This is a genomic window from Vogesella sp. XCS3, assembly GCF_020616155.1.
GTDB lineage: Bacteria > Pseudomonadota > Gammaproteobacteria > Burkholderiales > Chromobacteriaceae > Vogesella.
In genome coordinates this window covers 279,874-300,242 of the sequence record NZ_CP085530.1, presented here as the reverse complement: position 1 = coordinate 300,242, position 20,369 = coordinate 279,874, and the positions used below count along the sequence as shown (strand labels likewise).

Here is a 20,369-nt window from a genome sequence, read left to right as displayed (position 1 = left end):
GCAATATCATGACTACACTGCTCGACACCATACAGAGTCCGGCCGACCTCAGAACCCTGGACCGCAGTAAGCTGCCACAGCTGGCCCGCGAGCTGCGCGACTTCCTGGTGAGCTCGGTTAGCAAAACCGGCGGCCACTTTGCCTCCAACCTGGGCAGCATCGAGCTGACCATCGCCCTGCATTACGTATTCAATACGCCGGACGACCGTCTGGTGTGGGACGTAGGCCACCAGACCTACCCGCACAAGATCCTCACCGGTCGCCGCGAACAGATGCACACCATGCGCCAGAAAGGCGGCCTGGCGGGCTTCCCCAAGCGTGACGAGTCCGAGTACGACACCTTCGGCGTGGGCCACTCGTCCACGTCTATCGGCGCCGCGCTGGGCATGGCGGTAGCCGCCAAACTGCAGAATATTCCGCGCAAGAGCATTGCCATCATCGGCGACGGCTCGATGACCGCCGGCCAGGCCTTCGAGGCGCTGAACAACGCCGGCGCGATGGACACCGACCTCCTGGTGATCCTCAACGATAACGATATGTCGATCTCGCCCAATGTAGGCGCGCTGAACAACTACCTGGCCAAGCTGATGAGCGGGCGTTTCTACGCCGCGGTAAAAGAAGGCAGCAACAAAGTGCTGGGTATTGCGCCGCCACTGCGCGATATCGCCAGCAAGATGGAAGAACACGTGAAGGGCTTCTTTACCCCCGGCACGCTGTTTGAGGAGTTCGGCTTCAACTATATCGGCCCGATCGATGGCCACGACCTGGACGTGCTGGTCGACACGCTCAAGAACATCAAGAGCCTGAAAGGGCCGCAGTTCCTGCACATCGTCACCAAGAAAGGCCAGGGCTACAAGCTGGCCGAAAACGACCCGGTGAAATACCACGGCGTGACCAAGTTCGACCCGGCCTGTGGCCTGGCCGGCAGCAAAGGCGGTGGCAAGCCGCAGTACACGCAGATTTTCGGTGACTGGATCTGCGACATGGCCAAGCTGGACAAACGCCTGGTGGGCATTACCCCGGCCATGCGCGAGGGTTCCGGCCTGGTGCGCTTTGAAAAAGAGCACCCGGACCGCTACTTCGACGTGGCCATCGCCGAGCAACACGCGGTAACCTTTGCCGCCGGCATGGCCTGTGACGGTCTGAAGCCCGTGGTAGCGATCTACTCCACCTTCCTGCAACGCGGTTACGACCAGCTGATCCACGACGTGGCGCTGCAAAACCTGCCGGTGGTGTTCGCCATCGACCGCGCCGGCCTGGTGGGCGCCGACGGCCCGACGCACGCCGGCTCCTTCGACCTGTCCTATCTGCGCTGCATCCCCAATATGACGGTGATGGCGCCGTCGGACGAAAACGAGTGCCGCCAGCTGCTGTACACCGCCTTCAGCCTGGACAGCCCTACCGCCGTACGCTACCCGCGCGGCACCGGGCCGGGCGCCACCATCGAGCAAACCATGACCGCGCTGCCAGTAGGCAAGGGCGTGCTGCGCCGCCAGGGCGCGGGCAAGGTAGCCATACTGGCGTTTGGCAGCATGGTGCAGCCGGCACTGGCCGCCGCCGAAGCGCTGGATGCGGCCGTGGCCGACATGCGCTTTGTGAAGCCGCTGGACGAAGCGCTGATCCGCGAACTCGCAGCCAGCCACAGCCTGCTGGTAACGGTTGAAGAAAACGCCATCATGGGCGGTGCTGGCAGCGGCTGTGCCGAGATACTGGCTGCCGCCGGTATCAGCGTGCCGATGTTGCACTTGGGCCTGCCGGATGACTATGTTGAACATGGGGACCCGGCTGTATTACTGAGCGACTGCGGTCTGGACGCCGCCGGCATCCAGCACAGCATTGCCACCAGGTTGGCCGCACACTAGCCTGCCACCACCCGACAGGCCTGCCGCCCCGTGCTGCAGGCCTTTTTCTTGCCTATCGTCTACAGGATAAAACCATGACAAGCCTGGACGTACACCACTGGCTGCACCTGGCCAACACACCCTACGCCGCGCTGCCCATGCTGCTGTCCAGCCTGGGCATCGGCCTGCTGATCGGCGTGGAGCGCGAACGCAAGCGCCGCGTGCTGGCCGGCATCCGTACCTTCCCGCTGGTGAGCCTGCTGGGCACCATGCTGGCCATGTTGGCCGCACAAACCACGCTGCCGTGGCTGATGCCGGCCGGGCTGCTGGCGGTGGCCATGCTGGGCTTCTTGCCGCTGGGCAACGGCGGCAACGAAGGCGCCGGCCCCGAGCCGCGCACCACCTCGGTGATTGCGCTACTGGTCGCGTATACGCTGGGGCTGATGGTGGGGCTGGGTAATACCGAGCTGGCGATTGCGCTGGGTATCATCACCACCGGCTTGCTGTACCTGAAGCCGGAGCTGTCCAATTTTTCCAACCAGCTGGAGCGGCAAGACCTGCTATCGCTGCTGCAGTTTGCCGCACTGACCTTCATCATCCTGCCCATCCTGCCCAACCAGGGCTTTGGCCCCTATCTGGCCTTCAACCCGCACCGCATCTGGCTGCTGGTGGTGCTGATCGTGGGTGTGGGCCTGGCCGGCTACCTGGCAGTGAAGATATTGGGCGAGCGCGTGGGCGCGCCGGTGCTGGGCATTCTGGGCGGCCTGGTGTCCACCACCGCCACCAGCCTGGTGTACGCGCGCGAGGCAGCGGCCAACCCCGGCTCGCTGCGGCTGGCAACGCGGGTGATCCTGCTGGCCAATATGGTGCTGTTCGTACGCCTCAGCCTGCTGGCACTGGCCATCGCCCCCGCCAGCGCACGCAGCGTAGCCAGCATGATGCTACCCGCGCTACTGGCCGGGCTGGCCACCTTGTTTATCCTGGGCAAACGGCAAACACCGCAAGAAAATGCCCCCGAGCTCACCCTGAAAAACCCGGCCAAACTCAGCATCGCACTGGGCTTTGCCGCCATGTTTGCCGTGGTCATGCTGTGCTCGGCCTGGCTGCGCGACCTGTTTGGCGAAAGCGGCCTGTACGTGGTGGCACTGGTGTCCGGCCTGAACGATGTAGACGCCATCAGCCTCACTGCGCTGGAGCTGTTTGGCCAGCAACAGCTGGCCACCACGCCGCTATTGGTGACCATGGCGCTGGCGGTGTTCAGCAATACCGTGTTCAAGTTCGGGCTGATCGCCAGCATTGGCGGCCGCGCGCTGGCGCGTGCCTGCGCGCCGGCGCTGGGCATGTCCATGCTGGGCATGCTGCTGGGGCTATGGTTGGCCGCAAGCTAGCCTTTCTGCAATACGCCACGACATCTCGCCCGCCCTGCTCCGCACGGCGGGCTTTTTCTTGCCTGTTTACCGAAGGCGACTATTGATGGCAATATGTTATACCGTAACATTTCATATCAAAGCCCGGCATGAACCCGACAAGCATCCCCGACGTACAAAACCACCCCGACCTGCGCCGCATCCCCATACGCGAAGTAGGCATCAAAGGCCTGCGCCACCCGCTGGCCATCCGCCAGCAAGACGGCGGCGTACAGCACACCATTGCCGACTGCCAGCTCACCGTGGCGCTGCCCGCCACGCAAAAAGGCACCCACATGTCGCGCTTTGTGGCGCTGATGCACGAGCAGCAAGTACCGCTGGACGCCGGGGGCTTCGAGGCGCTGGTGCGCGCCACGGCAACACGGCTGGAAAGCGACGGTGCGCGCATCTGCCTGAGCTTCCCCTACTTTTTGCATAAAACCGCCCCCGCATCGGGCGTGGTGAGCCTGCTGGACTATCAGGTATGCCTGGACGGCAGCGTAGCGCAAGGCGAATACCGCTACCGGCTGCAGGTAACGGTGCCGGTAACCAGCCTGTGCCCGTGCTCCAAGCAGATTTCGCGCTATGGCGCGCACAACCAGCGCTCGCATATTGTTATCGAAGCGGAAGCCGACAATAGCCTGAGCGCAGAAACGCTGATTGCGCTGGCCGAAGCGCAGGCATCGTGCCAGCTGTACGGCCTGCTAAAACGCAGTGACGAAAAAGTGGTGACCGAGCAGGCCTACGACAACCCCAAATTCGTGGAAGACCTGGTGCGCGACGTGGCGGCCGCGCTGCAAGGCGTGGCCGGCGTGCGCCACTTTGTGGTGTCGTCGGAAAACTTCGAGTCCATCCACAACCACTCGGCCTACGCCCGCATCGACAGCCGCGACCTGCTGGCCAGCTGAAACTGTCCTGCGCGGTCAGCCCGGCTGCAATAGATTGAGCACGAACGCGGCTGTGTCCTGTGGCTGCTCCATCGGGAACAAATGGCTACCGTGGTGCCAGTGGATGCGGGCGCCAAAGTACTTCTGCATGAAAGCCAGGTCGGACGGCCGGGTCACATCACTGCCCTCGCCAGCTACATAGTGCATGAGCACTTGTAGTTGGCCGCGCAGCTGCCAGTAGTGATGCGGCAGCGTACCGTAGATGTCGTGCTCCACCTGTGGGCGGAACAGCAAACGACGGCCGCCCTGCCCATTGTCTTCGGTGCCCAGTTCGGCGTAGTCGTGCAGCACCTCGGGCGCCCAACGCGCAAACGCCGCTTTGCGCGCAAAGTAGTCGTATACCGACGCGACACTGGCCCAGTTATCGCGCCGTTTCAGCGTGCCGGTACCGCCAGGGGTCACGTTCTGGATGAAGCCCAGCCGCTTGGCCAGCCAGATACCGAAAGCGCGCTGCGGCGACAGCAGCGGCGAATCCAGCAACACCACGCTGCGAAACAGCTCGGGGGCGCGAATAGCGGATAAAAACAGCAAAATGCCCCCCAGCGAATGCCCTACCCCGTGTACCGGGCCGCGATAGCAGGCACGCATATGGCTGACCATTTCGTCCACCAGCTGCGGCCAACCATCGCTTACCGGGTAGCGCGGGTCGTGGCCGCTGCACGGCAAAAAGCCCACCTCGTAACCAGCCTGCTGCCATACCTCGTGCAGCTGGCGATAGATGGGCGCCGGAAAGCTGTTGGCGTGGGCAAAGTGAATGGTCTTATCCATAGGTTCTCCTCTGACGCGACATTAGCATAAGCAAACACTCGTTTAAATGCCAATCGCCACGCGACCACGGTGGCTGTGATAAGCTGCAGCCCGCTGGAACACCGCCTTACCGGTGTGGTCTACCCCTTGTTTACTTGCCTGCCCATGCCCATCATGCCCGCATTGTCGCGTCTGTTTCACTGGCTGTTCCCCTTGCTGTTGCTGTTTGCCGCCCTGCCGGCCAGCGCACTGGACCCGAACGACCTGCTCCCCCCCGAAAAAGCCTTTGCCGCCCGGCTGGAGCAACAAGGCCAGCAGCTGCTGGTACACGTGAACATTGCACCAGGCTACTACCTGTACCGCGACCGCACCCGTATTGTCAGCGAACCGGCCGGCCTGCTGGGTACGCCACAGCTGCCCACCGGCGAGACCAAACAGGACCCGTACTTTGGCTTGCAACAGGTATACCACCAGCGTGTGACCTTTACCGTGCCGATCACGGCGGCCGCCCTGCCAGATAACTTCACACTGCTCGCCACCATACAGGGCTGTGCCGACGCCGGCCTGTGCTACCCGCCCTACACCCACAAGCTGAAGCCTGGCGACGGCCGGCTGGCAGACTGGCTCAGCCCGGCCGCCACCTCAGACGAGAACGCGCCAACGCTCAGCCGCCAGCAATGGCTGGGCACACTGCTCACCTTCCTGCTGGCCGGTATCGGCATGGCGTTTACCGCCTGCATGTACCCGCTGCTGCCGATTGTTTCCAGCATGGTGGCCGGCCAGGGTAGCCGCCTTAACAAGACACGCGGCTTTGTGCTGACCCTGGCCTACGTGCAGGGTCTGGCACTTACCTACACTGCCGTCGGCGTTGTGGCAGGCAAAACCGGCAGCCTGCTCACCGTCTGGCTACAGCAGCCGGTGGTGATTCTGGCGGCCAGCGCGCTGATGGTGGTTTTTGCGCTGGGCATGTTCGACCTGATTACCATCCAGCTGCCGTCGGCGCTGCAAAGCCGGCTGGCCAACCAGAGCAATAAGCTGGGCGGCGGCCGCCTGGCCAGCGTGTTTACCATGGGCGCCTTGTCGGCACTCTTGGTAGGCCCGTGCGTGGCGCCACCACTGGCGCTGGCGCTGGGCTACATCGGCCAGACCGGCGACGCAGTGCTGGGTGGTGCCGCGCTGTACGCCATGGCAATGGGCCTGGGCCTGCCGCTGCTGCTGGTGGGCACCTTTGGCGGCCACATCCTGCCGCGCGCCGGCGCCTGGATGCAGCAGGTGAAATACACCTTCGGCGTGGTAATGCTGGGCGTGGCCATCTGGATGGCCGGTCCCTTCCTGCCGGTATGGCTGACCATGCTGCTGTGGGCCGCGCTGGCGCTGGGCAGCGCGTGGTCGCTGCTGCTGAGCCGGCAACGGCCGACACCTCGCGGCGCCGGGCGCTGGCTGGTGCGCCTGATCGCTGCCGCGCTGGCGCTGGCCGGGCTGCTACAAATCGTGGGAGCCGCCACCGGCGCGCCATCACCACGCTTGCCGCTGGCCGGTATCTGGCAAGGCCAGCTGGCTGCCAAGCCGGCGTTCCAGCGCATTGCCAATAGCGCCGAGCTGGACGCTGCGCTGGCGCAGGCCAAAGCCGCCGGCCAGCCGGTACTGCTGGACTTCTACGCCGACTGGTGTGTGAGCTGCATCGAGATGGAAGAAACCACCTTCCGCGACCCGGCTATTGCCGCCCGCATGGGCAAGCTGCGCCTGCTGCAGGCCGACGTCACCGCCAACAACGCCGAGCACCAGGCGCTACTGCAGCGTTTTGGCCTGTACGGCCCGCCTGGCATCATGCTGTACAGTGCGAAGGGCGAGCTGGTGCACAAAGTCATCGGCTACCAGGACGCTGGCGACTTTGCCGCCTCACTAGACAAGGTTGGCCGCTGAGCGTAGCCGGGGCTGAACGACACAAGGGCCGGTGCGTGCACCGGCCCTTGCTGCTGCCTGCGGCCAACCCCGGCCGCCCGCGCGGGGCTTAGCGCAACGCGTCTTCCAGCGCCCGCGCAATCACCAGCTTCTGCACGTCCGACGTGCCTTCGTAAATCTGCGCCACGCGCACGTCGCGGTAGATGCGCTCCACCGGGTAGTCGCTCAGGTAGCCGTAGCCGCCCAGCGTCTGGATGGCTGCCGAGCACACCGCCTCGGCCATTTCCGAGGCCATCAGCTTGGCCATGCTGGACTCCTTCAGGCAGGGCTTGCCGGCGTCTTTCAGCGCGGCGGCGTGCCACACCAGCTGGCGGGCCGCCTCCAGCCGTGCCGCCGCCTCGGCCAGACGGAAACCCACCGCCTGGTGGCGGATGATGGGCTGGCCAAAGGTGTGGCGCTCGGTGGCGTAGCGGGTGGCAAACTCCAGCGCTGCCCGCGCCATGCCCAGGCACTGCGCAGCAATGCCGATGCGGCCGGATTCCAGATTGGCCAGCGCGATCTTGTAGCCCTCGCCTTCCGCCCCCAAACGGTGGCTGGCCGGCACCCGCACGTTATCGAACACGATCTGGCAGGTATCGGACGCGTGCTGGCCCATTTTGTCTTCCACTTTGGCCACGGTGTAGCCTGGCGTAGCGGTGGGCACCAGAAAGGCGCTGATACCCTTCTTGCCGGCTACCGGGTCAGTCACCGCAAACACGATGGCGACGTCGGCGTGCTTGCCATTGGTGATGAACTGCTTCACACCGTTGAGGACGTAATCGTCGCCGTCGCGCACGGCACGGCTGCGCAGGTTGGCCGCATCAGACCCTGCGTCCGGCTCGGTCAGGCAGAACGCCGACACCCACTCGCCACGGGCGATGCGGCGCAGAAAGGTGTCTTTCTGCCAGTCGTTGCCAAAGCGCTCGATCGGGCCGCAGCCCACCGAGTTGATCACCGAGATAATGGTGGACAGCGCGCCGTCACCGGCGGCGATTTCTTCGATGACCGCCGCCAGCGTCAGGTAATCGAAGCCGGCGCCGTCCCAGTCTGGCGACACGGTCAGGCCAAAGCAGCCCAGCTCGCCCAGGCCGCTCAGCGCCTGGCGCGGAAAGGTATGCTCACGGTCCCACGCTGCCGCATGCGGCGCCACCTCGCTTGCCACAAAGCGGCGTACCGCGTCCACAACCTGTTCTTGTTCTGTTGTCAGCAACATGCTGATTCCTTTGCTTATCTATGCCTGATAGCGGCCAAGCCTGCCTTTGCGGGCCAAGGCCAAGCCCGTTTGCCACGAAAAACACGAAAACCACAGACGAAAAGCCAACGCAAACGCCACCGCTTCGGCATATTCCGTCAATTGCATGGCTAAAAAAGCCTAACGTGTCTTCCGTGGCCAGCGCCTAGTTAAACCAGCTCTACCGCCAAGGCGGTGGCTTCGCCGCCGCCGATACACAGGCTGGCCACGCCGCGCTTGCCGCCGCGCGCCTGCAGCGCTGCGATCAGCGATACCACGATGCGGGCGCCAGAGGCGCCAATCGGGTGGCCCAGCGCGCAGGCACCGCCGTTGACGTTGACTTTTGCGTGCGGCAGACCCAGGTCGTGCATGGCAGCCATGGTCACCACGGCAAAGGCTTCGTTGATCTCGAACAGGTCTACGTCGTCCGCCGTCCAGCCGGTTTTGGCAAACAGCTTCTGCATGGCACCCACCGGGGCGGTAGAGAACCACGCCGGCTCATGCGCGTGGGTGCTGTGGCCAACAATACGCGCCAGCGGGGTCAGGCCCTGCGCCAGCGCATCGCTTTCACGCATCAGCACCAGCGCGGCGGCACCGTCGGAAATGGAGCTGGCGTTGGCCGGTGTCACGGTGCCGTCCTTGCGGAAAGCCGGTTTCAGCGTGGGGATCTTGTCCAGGTTGGCCTTCAGCGGCTGCTCGTCCACGCTCACGACCTCGTCGCCCTTGCGGCCACTAATGGTGACAGGCGCAATCTCGCCGGCAAAGGCACCGCTGGTAATAGCCTGCTGCGCGCGGGTCAGCGAAGTAATGGCGTACTCGTCCTGCGCGGCGCGGCTAAAGTCGTATTTGTCAGCACAAGCCTCGGCAAACACACCCATCAGCTTGCCTTTGTCGTAGGCGTCTTCCAGGCCATCGAGGAACATATGGTCCTTGATCTCGCCGTGACCCAGGCGCAGGCCACCACGCGCTTTCGGGATCACATACGGGGCATTGCTCATGCTTTCCATGCCACCGGCCACCATGACGTTGACCGCACCGGCTTTCAACAGGTCATTGGCCAGCATCAGCGCCTTCATGCCGGAGCCGCACATCTTGTTGATGGTGGTGGCACCCGCCCCCAGTGGCAGCCCGCCCTTGATGGCCGCCTGGCGCGCTGGCGCCTGGCCCTGCCCGGCAGGCAGTACGCAGCCCATGATTACCTCTTCTACGGTATCGGGGGCAATGCCGGCACGCTCTACCGCAGCGCGAATGGCTACCGCACCCAGGTCGCTGGCGCTCTGGCTGGCAAACATGCCCTGAAACCCACCCATGGCCGTACGGGCCATACCGACAATTACGATCGCTTCCTTGTGCATGATTCACGCCTCCGGTTGTATAACGTTTACGTTAACGTAAACAAGGCAGTCATTTCAAGCCCGACACGGCGCGCTGTGGCGTAGACACCGCAGCATGAATGGCATCATCATGACCTGAGTTGGCCGCACCACCCTACACCCGGCCAGACAGCCCACCCGCCCAGCCATACAGGAGACCGCATGTTTTCGCATATCTGCATCGGCATCAATGACTTCGACCGCGCCCTCGCCTTCTATCGCCCGCTGATGCAGGCGCTGGGCATTCGCGAACGCTTTTGCGACCCGTCCCGCCCGTGGGCAGGCTGGCAAAGCGAACCCGGCCCGCGCCCGCTGCTACTGATCGGTAAGCCGCTGGACGGCAAGGCTGCCACCCCGGGCAACGGCCAGACCATCGCCCTGCTGGCGGCCACTCGCAGCCAGGTAGACGCCGCCCACCAGGCTGCGCTGGCGCACGGCGGCCGCTGCGAAGGCGCCCCCGGCCTGCGGCCGCACTACCACCCGCATTACTACGGCGCCTACTTTCGCGACCCGGACGGCAACAAGCTGTGCGTGGCGTGCCACGAGGCGGAAGATCAAGCCGTATAAACAGAAAGCCGCAAGGGGGAAAGCATGCAAATCGACAACAAGCTCAGGCCCGAACAATGCAGCAATATGGATGACATCCGCGCCGAAATCGACTTGCTTGACCGGGCGGTGGTTCACCTTATCGGCCAACGCTACCAATACGTTCTGGCAGCGGCCAAGTTCAAGACATCCGCCACCGCTGTACGCGCCCCGAACGCTTTGCCGCCATGCTGGCACAGCGTCGACAGTGGGCCGAACAGGAAGGCCTGAATGCGGACGCCATCGAACGCTTGTTTTCAGACCTGGTCAATCACTTTATCGAGCAAGAAATGCAGCACTGGCAACAGCAGCAAAGCTGACCATCAACAGCCATGGCTCCATGGCTGTCACCGTAAAAAAGCCGCAGCAGACGCTGCGGCTTTTGACATGCCGGCCCGACAAAAACAGGCGGGCTTATTCCGGCAGCCCGCCGCTACGCTTTTCCATCCAGTGCTCGCACTGCGCCTTCAATTGGCCGATTTCGCGCAACACCAGCTGGATATCCTGCATCTGCTGCGTCAGCTGCTGTTCGCGGCGAGTGAGGATATCGACAAATTTCGTGAGCTGCGGCTCGTCGTTGTTGGCCGCATCGTACAGCTCGAACAGCTCGCGGATTTCCAGCAGCGACAAGCCGATGCGCTTGCCGCGTAGCGTCAGCATCAGCCGCACGCGGTCGCGGCGCGAATAGATGCGGCGCTGGCCCTGGCGCTCCGGGGTGAGCAGCCCTTCCGACTCGTAAAAGCGGATAGCGCGTGTAGTGACGTCGAACTCCTGCGCCAACTCGGAAATACTGAATGTGCGGTCTGCTGCTGCAGTCACGTCGTCTCCTGATGATATACGGGCGGAATAGCCAATGAAGCGTTGCAGTATTGTAATACGGCAGCGCCAAGCCAGCACCCCGCCGGCTAGCCACCGCAACAAACCGAAACATGGCTTGCTTGTCATGGTCAACATGTTTACGTTAACGTAAACTGAAACTTATCGCCAGATTGGCAACACCGCAAGGAGAGCAAGCAATGACATCCCGCATCGTAGGCGTGGTAGGCGCCGGCACCATGGGTAACGGTATTGCCCAGGTTTTTGCCCAGGCAGGCTTTAACGTCATCCTGACAGACGTATCGCAAGCCGCGCTGGACCGTGGCCTGGCCGCCATCAGCAGCAGCCTCAGCCGGCTGGTAAAAAAAGGCGTATTCAACGACAACGAGGCGGTATCAGTACTGTCGCGCATCCGCGGCAGCACCCAGCTTGCCGAACTGGCCGGCTGCGAGCTGGTGGTAGAAGCCGCCACCGAAAACGCGCAAACCAAGGAACAGATTTTCCGCCAACTGGCCGACGCGGTACCCGCCGACACCATTCTGGCGTCCAATACCTCGTCCATCTCGCTGACCACCATCGCCTCGTGGGTGAAAAAGCCGGAGCGCGTGATTGGCATGCACTTCATGAACCCGGTACCGGTGATGCAGCTGGTGGAAATCATCCGCGCCCTGCAAACCAGCGACGACACCCACGCCCGCATCCACGCCCTAAGCCTGGAACTGGGCAAGACGCCAGTCACCGTAAAAGACGGCGCCGGCTTTGTGTCCAACCGTGTACTGATGCCAATGATCAACGAGGCCGCCTTTGTGCTGTATGAAAACCTGGCCAGCGCCGAAGACATCGACACCGTAATGAAGCTGGGCATGAACCACCCCATCGGCCCGCTGGCGCTGGCCGACCTGATCGGCCTGGATACCTGCCTGTCCATCATGGACATCCTGTACCGCGAGTTCCGCGACTCCAAGTACCGCGCCTGCCCGCTACTGGTGCAGCTGGTGGCGGCCGGCCAACTGGGGCGCAAGAGCGGCAAGGGCTTTTACGCGTATTAAGCAGAAAACCACCTGGGGCGGCATAGCCCGCCCCCACCCTTGCCACCAGGCAGTAACCACGCATCAAAGCCGGGCGAGCAATCGATTGCAGTACGCCCCCGGCTGTACCACTACCGCCACAAGAACAGTGTTTTCCGCGTGCGGCCAACATGCAGGATGGAAAAAACCAAGCACTTGCTTTAATTTGATGCTCAATTGACGTTTACGTTAACGAACACTAAAACCGTGCCCACACGGCCACACAGGAGAACACCATGTCGCACCTGCCCACCGTCAAGCTGCTGATCGGCGGCGAATTTGTCGAGTCGCGTACTACCGAATGGCGTGAGGTCGTGAACCCGGCCACTCAAGAGGCGCTGGCGCGCGTGCCGATGGCCACCGCCGACGAGGTAGCTGCCGCCATTACAGCCGGCAAGGCCGCGTTCAAGCACTGGAAGAAAACCCCCATCGGCACCCGCGCCCGCATCTTCCTGAAGCTACAGCAGCTGATCCGCGAGCACATGAAAGAGCTGGCCGCCCTGCTCACCGCCGAACAGGGCAAAACGCTGGCCGACGCCGAGGGCGACATCTTCCGCGGGCTGGAGGTGGTGGAGCATGCGGCCAACATCGGCACCCTGCAGCTGGGCGAGTACGCCGAAAACGTGGCCGGCGGCGTGGACACCTACACCGTGATGCAGCCGCTGGGCGTGTGCGCCGGCATTACCCCGTTCAACTTCCCGGCCATGATTCCGCTGTGGATGTTCCCCATGGCCATCGCTACCGGCAACACCTTCGTGCTGAAGCCATCCGAGCAAGACCCGCTGGTCACCATGCGGCTGGTGGAGCTGGCGCTGCAGGCCGGCGTACCGGCAGGCGTGCTGAATGTGGTGCATGGCGGGCCGGACGTGGTGAACGCGCTGTGCGATCACCCCGACATCAAGGCCATCAGCTTTGTCGGCTCCACCCGCGTGGGCACCCACGTGTACAACCGTGCCAGCCTGGCCGGCAAACGCGTGCAATGCATGATGGGTGCCAAAAACCACGCGGTAGTCATGCCCGACGCAAACAAGGAACAAGCGCTGAACCAGCTCACCGGTGCCGCCTTTGGCGCCGCCGGCCAGCGCTGCATGGCGCTGAGCGTGGCCATTCTGGTGGGCGAAGCACAGCAGTGGCTGCCGGACCTGGTGGCCAAGGCACAAAGCCTGCGCGTGGGCGCCGGCATCGACAACCCGGACCTAGGCCCGGTAATCAGCTGCGCTGCGCGCGAGCGCATCCACGGCCTGATCGAACGCGGCGTGGCCGACGGCGCCACCCTGGCACTGGATGGCCGCGATGTCAGCGTGGCCGGCTACCCGGCAGGCAACTTTGTGGGCCCCACCATCTTTAGTGGTGTACAGCCCGGCATGAGCATCTACGAGCAAGAGATCTTCGGCCCGGTACTGTGCCTGATGGCCGCCGACACGCTGGACGAGGCCATCGAGCTGATCAACGCCAACCCCAACGGTAACGGCACCGCCATCTTTACCCAGAGCGGCGCCGCCGCCCGCCGCTTCCAGGAAGACATCGACGTGGGCCAGGTGGGCGTCAACGTGCCGATTCCGGTGCCGGTGCCGCTGTTCAGTTTTACCGGCTCGCGCGCGTCCAAGCTGGGCGACCTGGGCCCGTACGGCAAGCAAGTGGTGCTGTTCTATACCCAGACCAAGACCGTTACCAGCCGCTGGTTTGACGACGACGCCAGCAGCGGCAAGGTACAAACCACCATCTCGCTGAAATAAGCCTGCGTAGCCACGACACGCACGACAACGCACAAGAACCGTTTTGCCTGACGTGCGCTTCGTGGCCAAAGGCCGGGTGTACCTACCCTCACCCGGCCTACTCGACAAAGGATTCTGTATGGACTTTGCACTCAGCGACGAACAGCTGGCCTTTCAGGACAGCGCCCGCGAGTTTGCCCGCTGCGAGCTGGCACCGCACGCCGCACACTGGGACGAACAGGAAATCTTCCCGCTGGACGTGCTGCGCCGCGCCGGCGACATGGGCTTCTGCGGCCTGTACACCCCTACCGAATACGGCGGCCTGGGCCTGCCGCGGCTGGACGCCGCCATCATCTTCGAGGCCTTGGCTGCCGGCTGCACCAGCACCACCGCCTACCTCACCATCCACAATATGGTGAGCTGGATGATAGGCAGCTTTGCCCGCCCCGACGTGGCGGCAGAATGGGTACCGGCGCTGGCCGCCGGGCACAAGTTTGGCAGCTACTGCCTTACCGAGCCGGGCGCCGGCTCCGATGCGGCCAACCTGCGAACCCGCGCCGAACGCGACGGCGAATACTACGTGCTGAACGGCAGCAAGGCCTTCATCAGCGGCGCGGGCAGCACCGACGTGCTGGTAGTGATGGCGCGCACCGGCGGGCCGGGCGCCAAAGGCATTTCGGCGCTGGTGGTACCGGCCGACCTGCCCGGCATCCAGTACGGCAAGAAAGAAAAGAAAATGGGCTGGAACAGCCAGCCCACGCGCACCATCACCTTCGATAACGTACGGGTACCGGCGGCCAACCTGCTGGGGCAGGAAGGCCAGGGCTTCACCTTTGCCATGAAGGGGCTGGACGGCGGCCGCATCAACATCGCCACCTGCTCGGTAGGCACCGCCCAGGCCGCGCTGGAAGCCGCCACCCGCTACGTGCAGGAACGGCAGCAGTTCGGCCAGCCGCTGGCCGAACTACAAAGCGTGCAGTTCCGCCTCGCCGACATGGCCTGCGAGCTGATTGCCGCGCGCCAGATGGTGCGCCTGGCCGCCTGGCAGCTGGATAACGGCAGCCCGGACGCCACCACCTACTGCGCCATGGCCAAGCGCCTGGCCACCGACACCGGCTTCAAGGTAGCCAACGAGGCGCTGCAACTGTTTGGCGGTTATGGCTATATCAAGGAGTACCCGCTGGAACGCTATGTGCGCGACAACCGCGTGCACCAGATACTGGAAGGCACCAACGAAATCATGCGCGTCATCACCGCCCGCCGCCTGTTACAAGACGGCGCGCTGGACAGCCTGCGCTAGCGAGGACTAAAGACAAAAACAGATTGGCCACAAAAACACACGAAAGGCACGAAAAAACGAGGGCAAGCCGGGCAGATCACACAACAGCGGCCCGCCTTTTCCGTGCCTTCGGTGTATTCCGTGGCAAAAGAGAAAATGCACTTTTACTTAGCCACAGCGAATCCTTTCGTGTTTTTTCGTGGGGTTCGTGGCCAACAATCAGATGCCGTACCAAGGTTGAAGGCAAAAACAGATTGGCCACGAAAACACACGAATGGCACGAAAAAACGATGGCAAGCCGAGCAGATCACACAACAGCGGCCCGCCTTTTCCGTGCCTTCGGTGTATTCCGTGGCAAAAAACAAAAACGCACTTTTACTTAGCCACAGCGAATCCTTTCGTGTTTTTTCGTGGGGTTCGTGGCCAACAATCAGATGTTACTTAGCTAGCGAATCGACAAAACAATCAGGAAACCACACCATGAACTACACCAACCTCAACGTGGAAAAGATCGGCCACACCGCGCTGGTCACCATCGCCAACGCGCCGGCCAACACCTGGACGCTGGACAGCCTGCAGGCCTTGCAGCAGCTGGTGGCCGACCTGAACGCCGACCGCAGCATCTACGCACTGGTGATCACGGGTAAGGGGGAGAAATTCTTCAGTGCCGGCGCCGACCTCAGGCAGTTTGCCGACGGCAACAAAGGCCACGCCGCCAGCGCCGCCATGGCCTTCGGCGCGGCGTTCGAGGCGCTATCCGGCTTCCGTGGCGTGAGCATTGCCGCCATCAACGGCTACGCCATGGGCGGCGGGCTGGAGTGCGCGCTGGCCTGCGACATCCGCATTGCCGAAGAGCAGGCGCAGATGGCGCTGCCGGAAGCCGCCGTCGGCCTGCTGCCGTGCGCCGGCGGTACGCAGAACCTGCCGTGGCTGGTGGGCGAAGGCTGGGCCAAACGCATGATCCTGTGCGGCGAGCGGGTGGACGCCGCCACCGCGCTGCGCATCGGCCTGGTAGAAGAAGTGGTGGCCAAAGGGGCCGCGCGCGACGCGGCACTGGCGCTGGCCGACAAGGTTGGCCGCCAGTCGCCGGTGGCCGTCAGCGCCTGCAAGACGCTGGTGCAGCGCGCCCGCTACGCGCCGCCTGCGGCCAACCTGATCCACGAGCGCGAGCTGTTCGTCCAGCTGTTCGATAGCGAAGACCAGCGCGAAGGCGTGAATGCCTTCCTGGAAAAACGCGCGCCGGTGTGGAAAAACCGTTAAACCCTTTTCGCCACTGAATACACGAAATGCACGGAAATAAACCCTGACAGGCCCGCCTGCATGCCGATCCTGCAGCCAGTCCGTGTTTGTCCGTGCCTTCCGTGGCAAAAAAAGAAAGAACCCCATGAACGAGCTTGTGCTGTTTGACGAAATCGCCACCACCGCCGGCATGCGCCTGGGCGTGGCCACGCTGAACGCCGACAAGGCGCTCAACGCGCTGAACCTCGACATGATCCGCCTGCTGGACGCGCGGCTGTCAATCTGGGACGCCGACGACGGCATTGCCGCCGTACTGCTGCGCGGCGCGGGTGACAAAGCCTTCTGCGCGGGCGGCGACGTGCGGGCGCTGCGCGATGCACTACTGGCAGACAACTGCTACCCCAACCCGGTAGCCGAAGACTTCTTCACCCGCGAATACGCGCTGGACTACCGCATCCACACCTATCGCAAACCGCTGCTGGTATGGGGTAGCGGCATCGTCATGGGTGGCGGCCTGGGGCTGATGGCCGGCGCTAGCCACCGCGTAGCCACGGCCAGCACCCGTATCGCCATGCCGGAAATTACCATCGGCCTGTACCCGGACGTGGCCGGCAGCTGGTTCCTGCAGCGCATGCCGGCCAAGAGCGGCCTGTTTCTGGGCCTGACCGGCGCCCCGCTGAACGCCCGCGACGCCCTGCTGGCCAACCTGGCCGACCACATCCTGCCGCAAGGTGGCTGGGACACGCTGTTGGCCGCGATGGCCGCCAGCCACTGGCAGGCTGACCCTGCGGCCAACCATGCCCGCCTCACCGCCCTGCTGGGCGAGCTGGAAAACCTGAACGTCGACACCGTTGCCGACAGCGCGCTGCAACGCAATCTGCCCACCATCCATACGCTGATGAACAAAGGCTCGCTGCACGCCATCGACCACGCGCTGCGCCACACCACCTTCGAAGACCCGTGGCTGGCTGCCGCCGCCAAAACCTACCTGGCCGGCTGCCCCACCAGCGCCGCCGTCACCTGGGAGATCTTCCGCCGCGCACGCCACCTGTCGCTGGCCGAGGTGTTCCGCATGGAGCTGGCACTATCGCTGAACTTCTGCGCCGGGCCGGAGTTCCGCGAAGGCGTACGGGCGCTGCTGGTAGACAAAGACCGCCAGCCCAAATGGGCGCGGCCTACACTAGCCGACGTGGACAGCCACACCGTAGCCGGCTACTTTACCCAACCCTGGCGCGCCGCCGACCACCCGCTGGCCGCGCTAGCCTGATCCCCCCAAGCAAGGACAGAACATGACGCATATCGCATTTATCGGCCTGGGCAATATGGGCGGCCCGATGGCGGCCAACCTGGTGAAAGCGGGCTACACCGTAAATGGTTTCGACTTGTCCGCCACCGCGCTGGAACAGTTCGCCGACGCCGGTGGCCGCCCTGCCGACAGCGTACAGCAGGCCGTGGACGGCGCCGAAGTCGTGGTATCGATGCTGCCCGCCGGCCAGCACGTAGAAAGCCTGTACCTGGGCGCAGACGGCCTGTTTGCCCGCCTGCCAGCCGGCACGCTGGTGATCGACTGCAGCACCATCGCCGCCCATACTGCGCGTGGCGTAGCCGAGGCTGCCGCCAGCACCGGGCTGCGCTTTCTGGACGCGCCGGTATCCGGCGGCACCGCCGGCGCCGCTGCCGGCACCCTCACCTTCATGATCGGCGGCGATGCGGCCAACGTAGAAGCCGCACGGCCACTGCTGGCCAGCATGGGCAAGAACCTGTTCCATGCCGGCGCTGCCGGTGCCGGCCAGACCGCCAAGGTGTGCAACAACATGCTGCTGGGCATCCTGATGGCCGGCACCGCCGAAGCGCTGGCGCTGGGCGTGCAAAACGGGCTGGACCCGGCCGTGCTGTCGCAGATCATGGGCAACAGTTCTGGCAGCAACTGGGTATTGGACCGCTACAACCCGTGGCCCGGCGTGATGGACAGCGCCCCCGCCAGCCGTGGCTATAGCGGCGGCTTCATGAGCGAGCTGATGCTGAAAGACCTGCGCCTGGCTAGCGAAACCGCCAGCCAAAGCCAGGCGGCCAACCCCATGGGCAGCCAAGCGCAACAGCTGTTTGAGCAGCACGTGGCCGCCGGCAACGGCAAGCTGGACTTCTCCAGCATCGTGCAGCATTTCCAGCAGCACTAATCCGGCCGCAAGCCACGCTGCCTGGCGGCGGCGCGGCTTGCATTGCGGATATTTTCTATAAATACAGCCGGTTTACCAACACAGTTACGCTATTCAATGTAAACTTACGGCTTCGCGTCCCCACCAATCAACGCGACTATCTCTCTGGCCAGGCAGCCTGCCGGCCCACTCCATGAACTAATGTTTTGTCCGCCCGGATTGGTATTGTCATTGCAATGGGCAGACATCCTGATTGCACAATAAATGTCCGAACTGACTTTTGCTGCACTGGGTCTGGCCGAGCCGCTACTGCGCGCCGTGGCCGACACCGGTTACACCACCCCCACCCCGATTCAGGCGCAAGCCATTCCCCAGGTATTGCTGGGTGGCGACCTGCTGGCCGCAGCCCAGACCGGTACCGGTAAAACCGCCGGTTTCACCCTGCCGCTGCTGCACCGCCTGATGGACGCCCCGGCCAAACAGAAAGGCCGCCCGCGCGCGCTGGTGCTGACCCCTACCCGTGAACTGGCGGCTCAGGTTGAAGAATCCGTACGCGAGTACGGCAAATACCTGCCGCTGAAATCCATGGTGATGTTCGGTGGCGTGGGTATCAACCCGCAGATTGCCGCGCTGCGCAAGCCGGTAGATATCCTGGTAGCCACACCGGGCCGCCTGCTGGACCACGCCGGCCAGAAAACCGTCGATTTGTCCGGCGTAGAAATCCTGGTACTGGACGAAGCCGACCGCATGCTGGACATGGGCTTTATCCACGACATCAAGAAAGTACTGGCCCTGCTGCCGCAGCAACGCCAGAACCTGCTGTTCTCCGCCACCTTCTCCAACGAGATCAAGACCCTGGCCGACAAGCTGCTGAACCAGCCCAAGCTGGTAGAAGTAGCACGCCCGAACCAGACCAACGCCCAGATCACCCAAAAGGTGCACCTGGTAGACCGCGACCGTAAAACCGAGCTGCTGATCAGCATGATCAAAGGCGGTGACTGGCACCAGGTACTGGTGTTCACCCGCACCAAGCACGGCGCCAACCGCCTGGCCGAGAAGCTGGAAAAAGCCGGCATCGCCAGCATGGCCATCCACGGCAACAAGAGCCAGGGTGCGCGCACCAAGGCGCTGGCCGGCTTCAAGGACGGCAGCCTGCCGGTACTGGTGGCTACCGATATCGCCGCCCGCGGCCTGGATATCGAAGAGCTGCCGCACGTGGTGAACTACGAGCTGCCCAATGTGCCGGAAGACTACGTACACCGCATTGGCCGTACCGGCCGTGCCGGCTGCGTGGGCGAAGCCATTTCGCTGGTATGCGTAGACGAGCTGGGCTTCCTGCGCGATATCGAGAAGCTGACCAAGCAAACCGTCGAGCGTTTCACCATCCCGGGCTTTGAAGCCGACCCGAATGCCGAGCCACAAGCTATCGAAATCGGCCTGGGTCGCTATATTCACGGCGCACTCACCCCGACCAGCACGCCAAAAGGTGGCAGCAGCGGTAACAACCGCCGCGGCGGCCAGGGCGGTCGCCAGGGCCAGGGTGGCAAACCGCGCCAGGCCAAACCGGCCCAGCGTGAAGGCGGCGAAGCGCAGGAAAAACGCGCACCACGCGCGGCCAAACCGGCCGGCGAACAAGCCGCGCAGGGTGCACGCAAGCAGGGCGGCCAGAACGGCGAGGCCCGCCGCAACAACAACGGCGGCAAGCCACGCAGCGACAACCAGCAACAGCCCAGAGCCGCCGGTGACAAGCCACGCCAGCCGCGCCAGGAGAAACCCCGCAAACCGCAAGGCGAGCCGAACGGTAACTTCTTCCACGACGACGGCCCACGCCAGCCTACGCTGACCATGCACGAGCTGAGCATGGGTACGCTCACCGGCCGCAAGCCACCACGCCAGCAAAACGCCGGCATGCAGCAACAACCACGTGGCCAAGGTCAAGGTGGTGCACGCCAGGGCCAAGGCGGCAAGCCGCGCCAGCAGCAGGCTGCGCTGTTCAGCGCGCCCAAGCGCAAGCCCTGATCCGCTA

At 63.8% G+C, this 20,369-nt stretch carries 16 protein-coding genes and 1 pseudogene; 13 read left to right on the top strand and 4 right to left on the bottom strand.

From position 1 onward, the window contains the following. Positions 1-8 precede the first annotated feature (8 nt). The 3 genes from dxs (at position 9) to folE2 (ending at position 4,155) form a co-directional block, all read left to right on the top strand. On the top strand, positions 9-1,862 hold the full coding sequence (dxs, locus tag LCH97_RS01480) for a 1-deoxy-D-xylulose-5-phosphate synthase (RefSeq protein ID WP_227303040.1): 1,854 nt from the start codon (positions 9-11) through the stop codon (positions 1,860-1,862). A gap of 74 nt (positions 1,863-1,936) precedes the next feature. Next, positions 1,937-3,229 (top strand): MgtC/SapB family protein, encoded by a 1,293-nt coding sequence (locus LCH97_RS01475; RefSeq protein ID WP_227303039.1) that lies wholly within the window; start codon positions 1,937-1,939, stop codon positions 3,227-3,229. Positions 3,230-3,357: 128 nt separating this feature from the next. Then, positions 3,358-4,155 carry a GTP cyclohydrolase FolE2 gene (folE2, locus tag LCH97_RS01470; protein ID WP_227303038.1) on the top strand — a complete coding sequence of 266 codons (798 nt, stop codon included), beginning with the start codon at positions 3,358-3,360 and terminating at the stop codon, positions 4,153-4,155. A 15-nt stretch (positions 4,156-4,170) separates the two neighbouring features. Here folE2 and LCH97_RS01465 read toward each other — a convergent pair whose 3' ends face one another. Beyond that, positions 4,171-4,962, bottom strand: coding sequence for an alpha/beta fold hydrolase (locus LCH97_RS01465; RefSeq protein WP_227303037.1), 792 nt, complete (start codon positions 4,960-4,962; stop codon positions 4,171-4,173). A 69-nt stretch (positions 4,963-5,031) separates the two neighbouring features. On the opposite strand from LCH97_RS01465, the gene dsbD reads away from it, so the two are divergent. Further along, positions 5,032-6,864 carry a protein-disulfide reductase DsbD gene (dsbD, locus tag LCH97_RS01460; RefSeq protein ID WP_227303036.1) on the top strand — a complete coding sequence of 611 codons (1,833 nt, stop codon included), beginning with the start codon at positions 5,032-5,034 and terminating at the stop codon, positions 6,862-6,864. An 88-nt stretch (positions 6,865-6,952) separates the two neighbouring features. Here the strand turns inward: dsbD and LCH97_RS01455 are convergent, their stop codons facing one another. Then, positions 6,953-8,095 (bottom strand): acyl-CoA dehydrogenase family protein, encoded by a 1,143-nt coding sequence (locus LCH97_RS01455; protein ID WP_227303035.1) that lies wholly within the window; start codon positions 8,093-8,095, stop codon positions 6,953-6,955. Positions 8,096-8,283: 188 nt separating this feature from the next. Then, on the bottom strand, positions 8,284-9,468 hold the full coding sequence (locus LCH97_RS01450) for an acetyl-CoA C-acyltransferase (protein ID WP_227303034.1): 1,185 nt from the start codon (positions 9,466-9,468) through the stop codon (positions 8,284-8,286). 180 nt (positions 9,469-9,648) lie between these two features. Between LCH97_RS01450 and LCH97_RS01445 the strand changes: the two genes are divergently transcribed. Continuing rightward, the gene (locus tag LCH97_RS01445) at positions 9,649-10,053 is read left to right on the top strand and encodes a VOC family protein (RefSeq protein ID WP_227303033.1); all 405 of its coding nucleotides are present in this window, start codon (positions 9,649-9,651) and stop codon (positions 10,051-10,053) included. Positions 10,054-10,077: 24 nt separating this feature from the next. Continuing rightward, positions 10,078-10,391, top strand: a pseudogene (locus tag LCH97_RS01440) (isochorismate lyase). Between the two features lie 94 nt (positions 10,392-10,485). Here LCH97_RS01440 and LCH97_RS01435 read toward each other — a convergent pair. Then, positions 10,486-10,890, bottom strand: a complete 405-nt coding sequence (locus LCH97_RS01435; RefSeq protein ID WP_227303031.1) for a MerR family DNA-binding transcriptional regulator — start codon at positions 10,888-10,890, stop codon at positions 10,486-10,488. A gap of 197 nt (positions 10,891-11,087) precedes the next feature. Between LCH97_RS01435 and LCH97_RS01430 the strand changes: the two genes are divergently transcribed. The 7 genes from LCH97_RS01430 to LCH97_RS01400 all read left to right on the top strand — a co-directional run bounded on the left by LCH97_RS01430 (position 11,088) and on the right by LCH97_RS01400 (position 20,362). After that, entirely contained in the window at positions 11,088-11,936 is an 849-nt protein-coding gene (locus LCH97_RS01430; RefSeq protein ID WP_227303030.1) for a 3-hydroxybutyryl-CoA dehydrogenase, read from the top strand. Positions 11,937-12,190: 254 nt separating this feature from the next. Next, positions 12,191-13,690, top strand: a complete 1,500-nt coding sequence (locus LCH97_RS01425) for a CoA-acylating methylmalonate-semialdehyde dehydrogenase (RefSeq protein ID WP_227303029.1) — start codon at positions 12,191-12,193, stop codon at positions 13,688-13,690. A 118-nt stretch (positions 13,691-13,808) separates the two neighbouring features. Further along, on the top strand, positions 13,809-14,969 hold the full coding sequence (locus tag LCH97_RS01420) for an acyl-CoA dehydrogenase family protein (RefSeq protein WP_227303028.1): 1,161 nt from the start codon (positions 13,809-13,811) through the stop codon (positions 14,967-14,969). A 459-nt stretch (positions 14,970-15,428) separates the two neighbouring features. Continuing rightward, entirely contained in the window at positions 15,429-16,208 is a 780-nt protein-coding gene (locus tag LCH97_RS01415) for an enoyl-CoA hydratase (RefSeq protein WP_227303027.1), read from the top strand. A gap of 124 nt (positions 16,209-16,332) precedes the next feature. Further along, the gene (locus LCH97_RS01410; protein ID WP_227303026.1) at positions 16,333-17,454 is read left to right on the top strand and encodes an enoyl-CoA hydratase/isomerase family protein; all 1,122 of its coding nucleotides are present in this window, start codon (positions 16,333-16,335) and stop codon (positions 17,452-17,454) included. Between the two features lie 22 nt (positions 17,455-17,476). After that, positions 17,477-18,364: a 3-hydroxyisobutyrate dehydrogenase gene (mmsB, locus tag LCH97_RS01405; RefSeq protein ID WP_227303025.1), complete on the top strand. Its 888-nt coding sequence runs from the start codon at positions 17,477-17,479 to the stop codon at positions 18,362-18,364. Between the two features lie 243 nt (positions 18,365-18,607). Continuing rightward, a complete protein-coding gene (locus LCH97_RS01400; protein ID WP_227303024.1) occupies positions 18,608-20,362 on the top strand; it encodes a DEAD/DEAH box helicase in 1,755 nt (584 codons plus the stop codon). Positions 20,363-20,369: the final 7 nt, after the last annotated feature.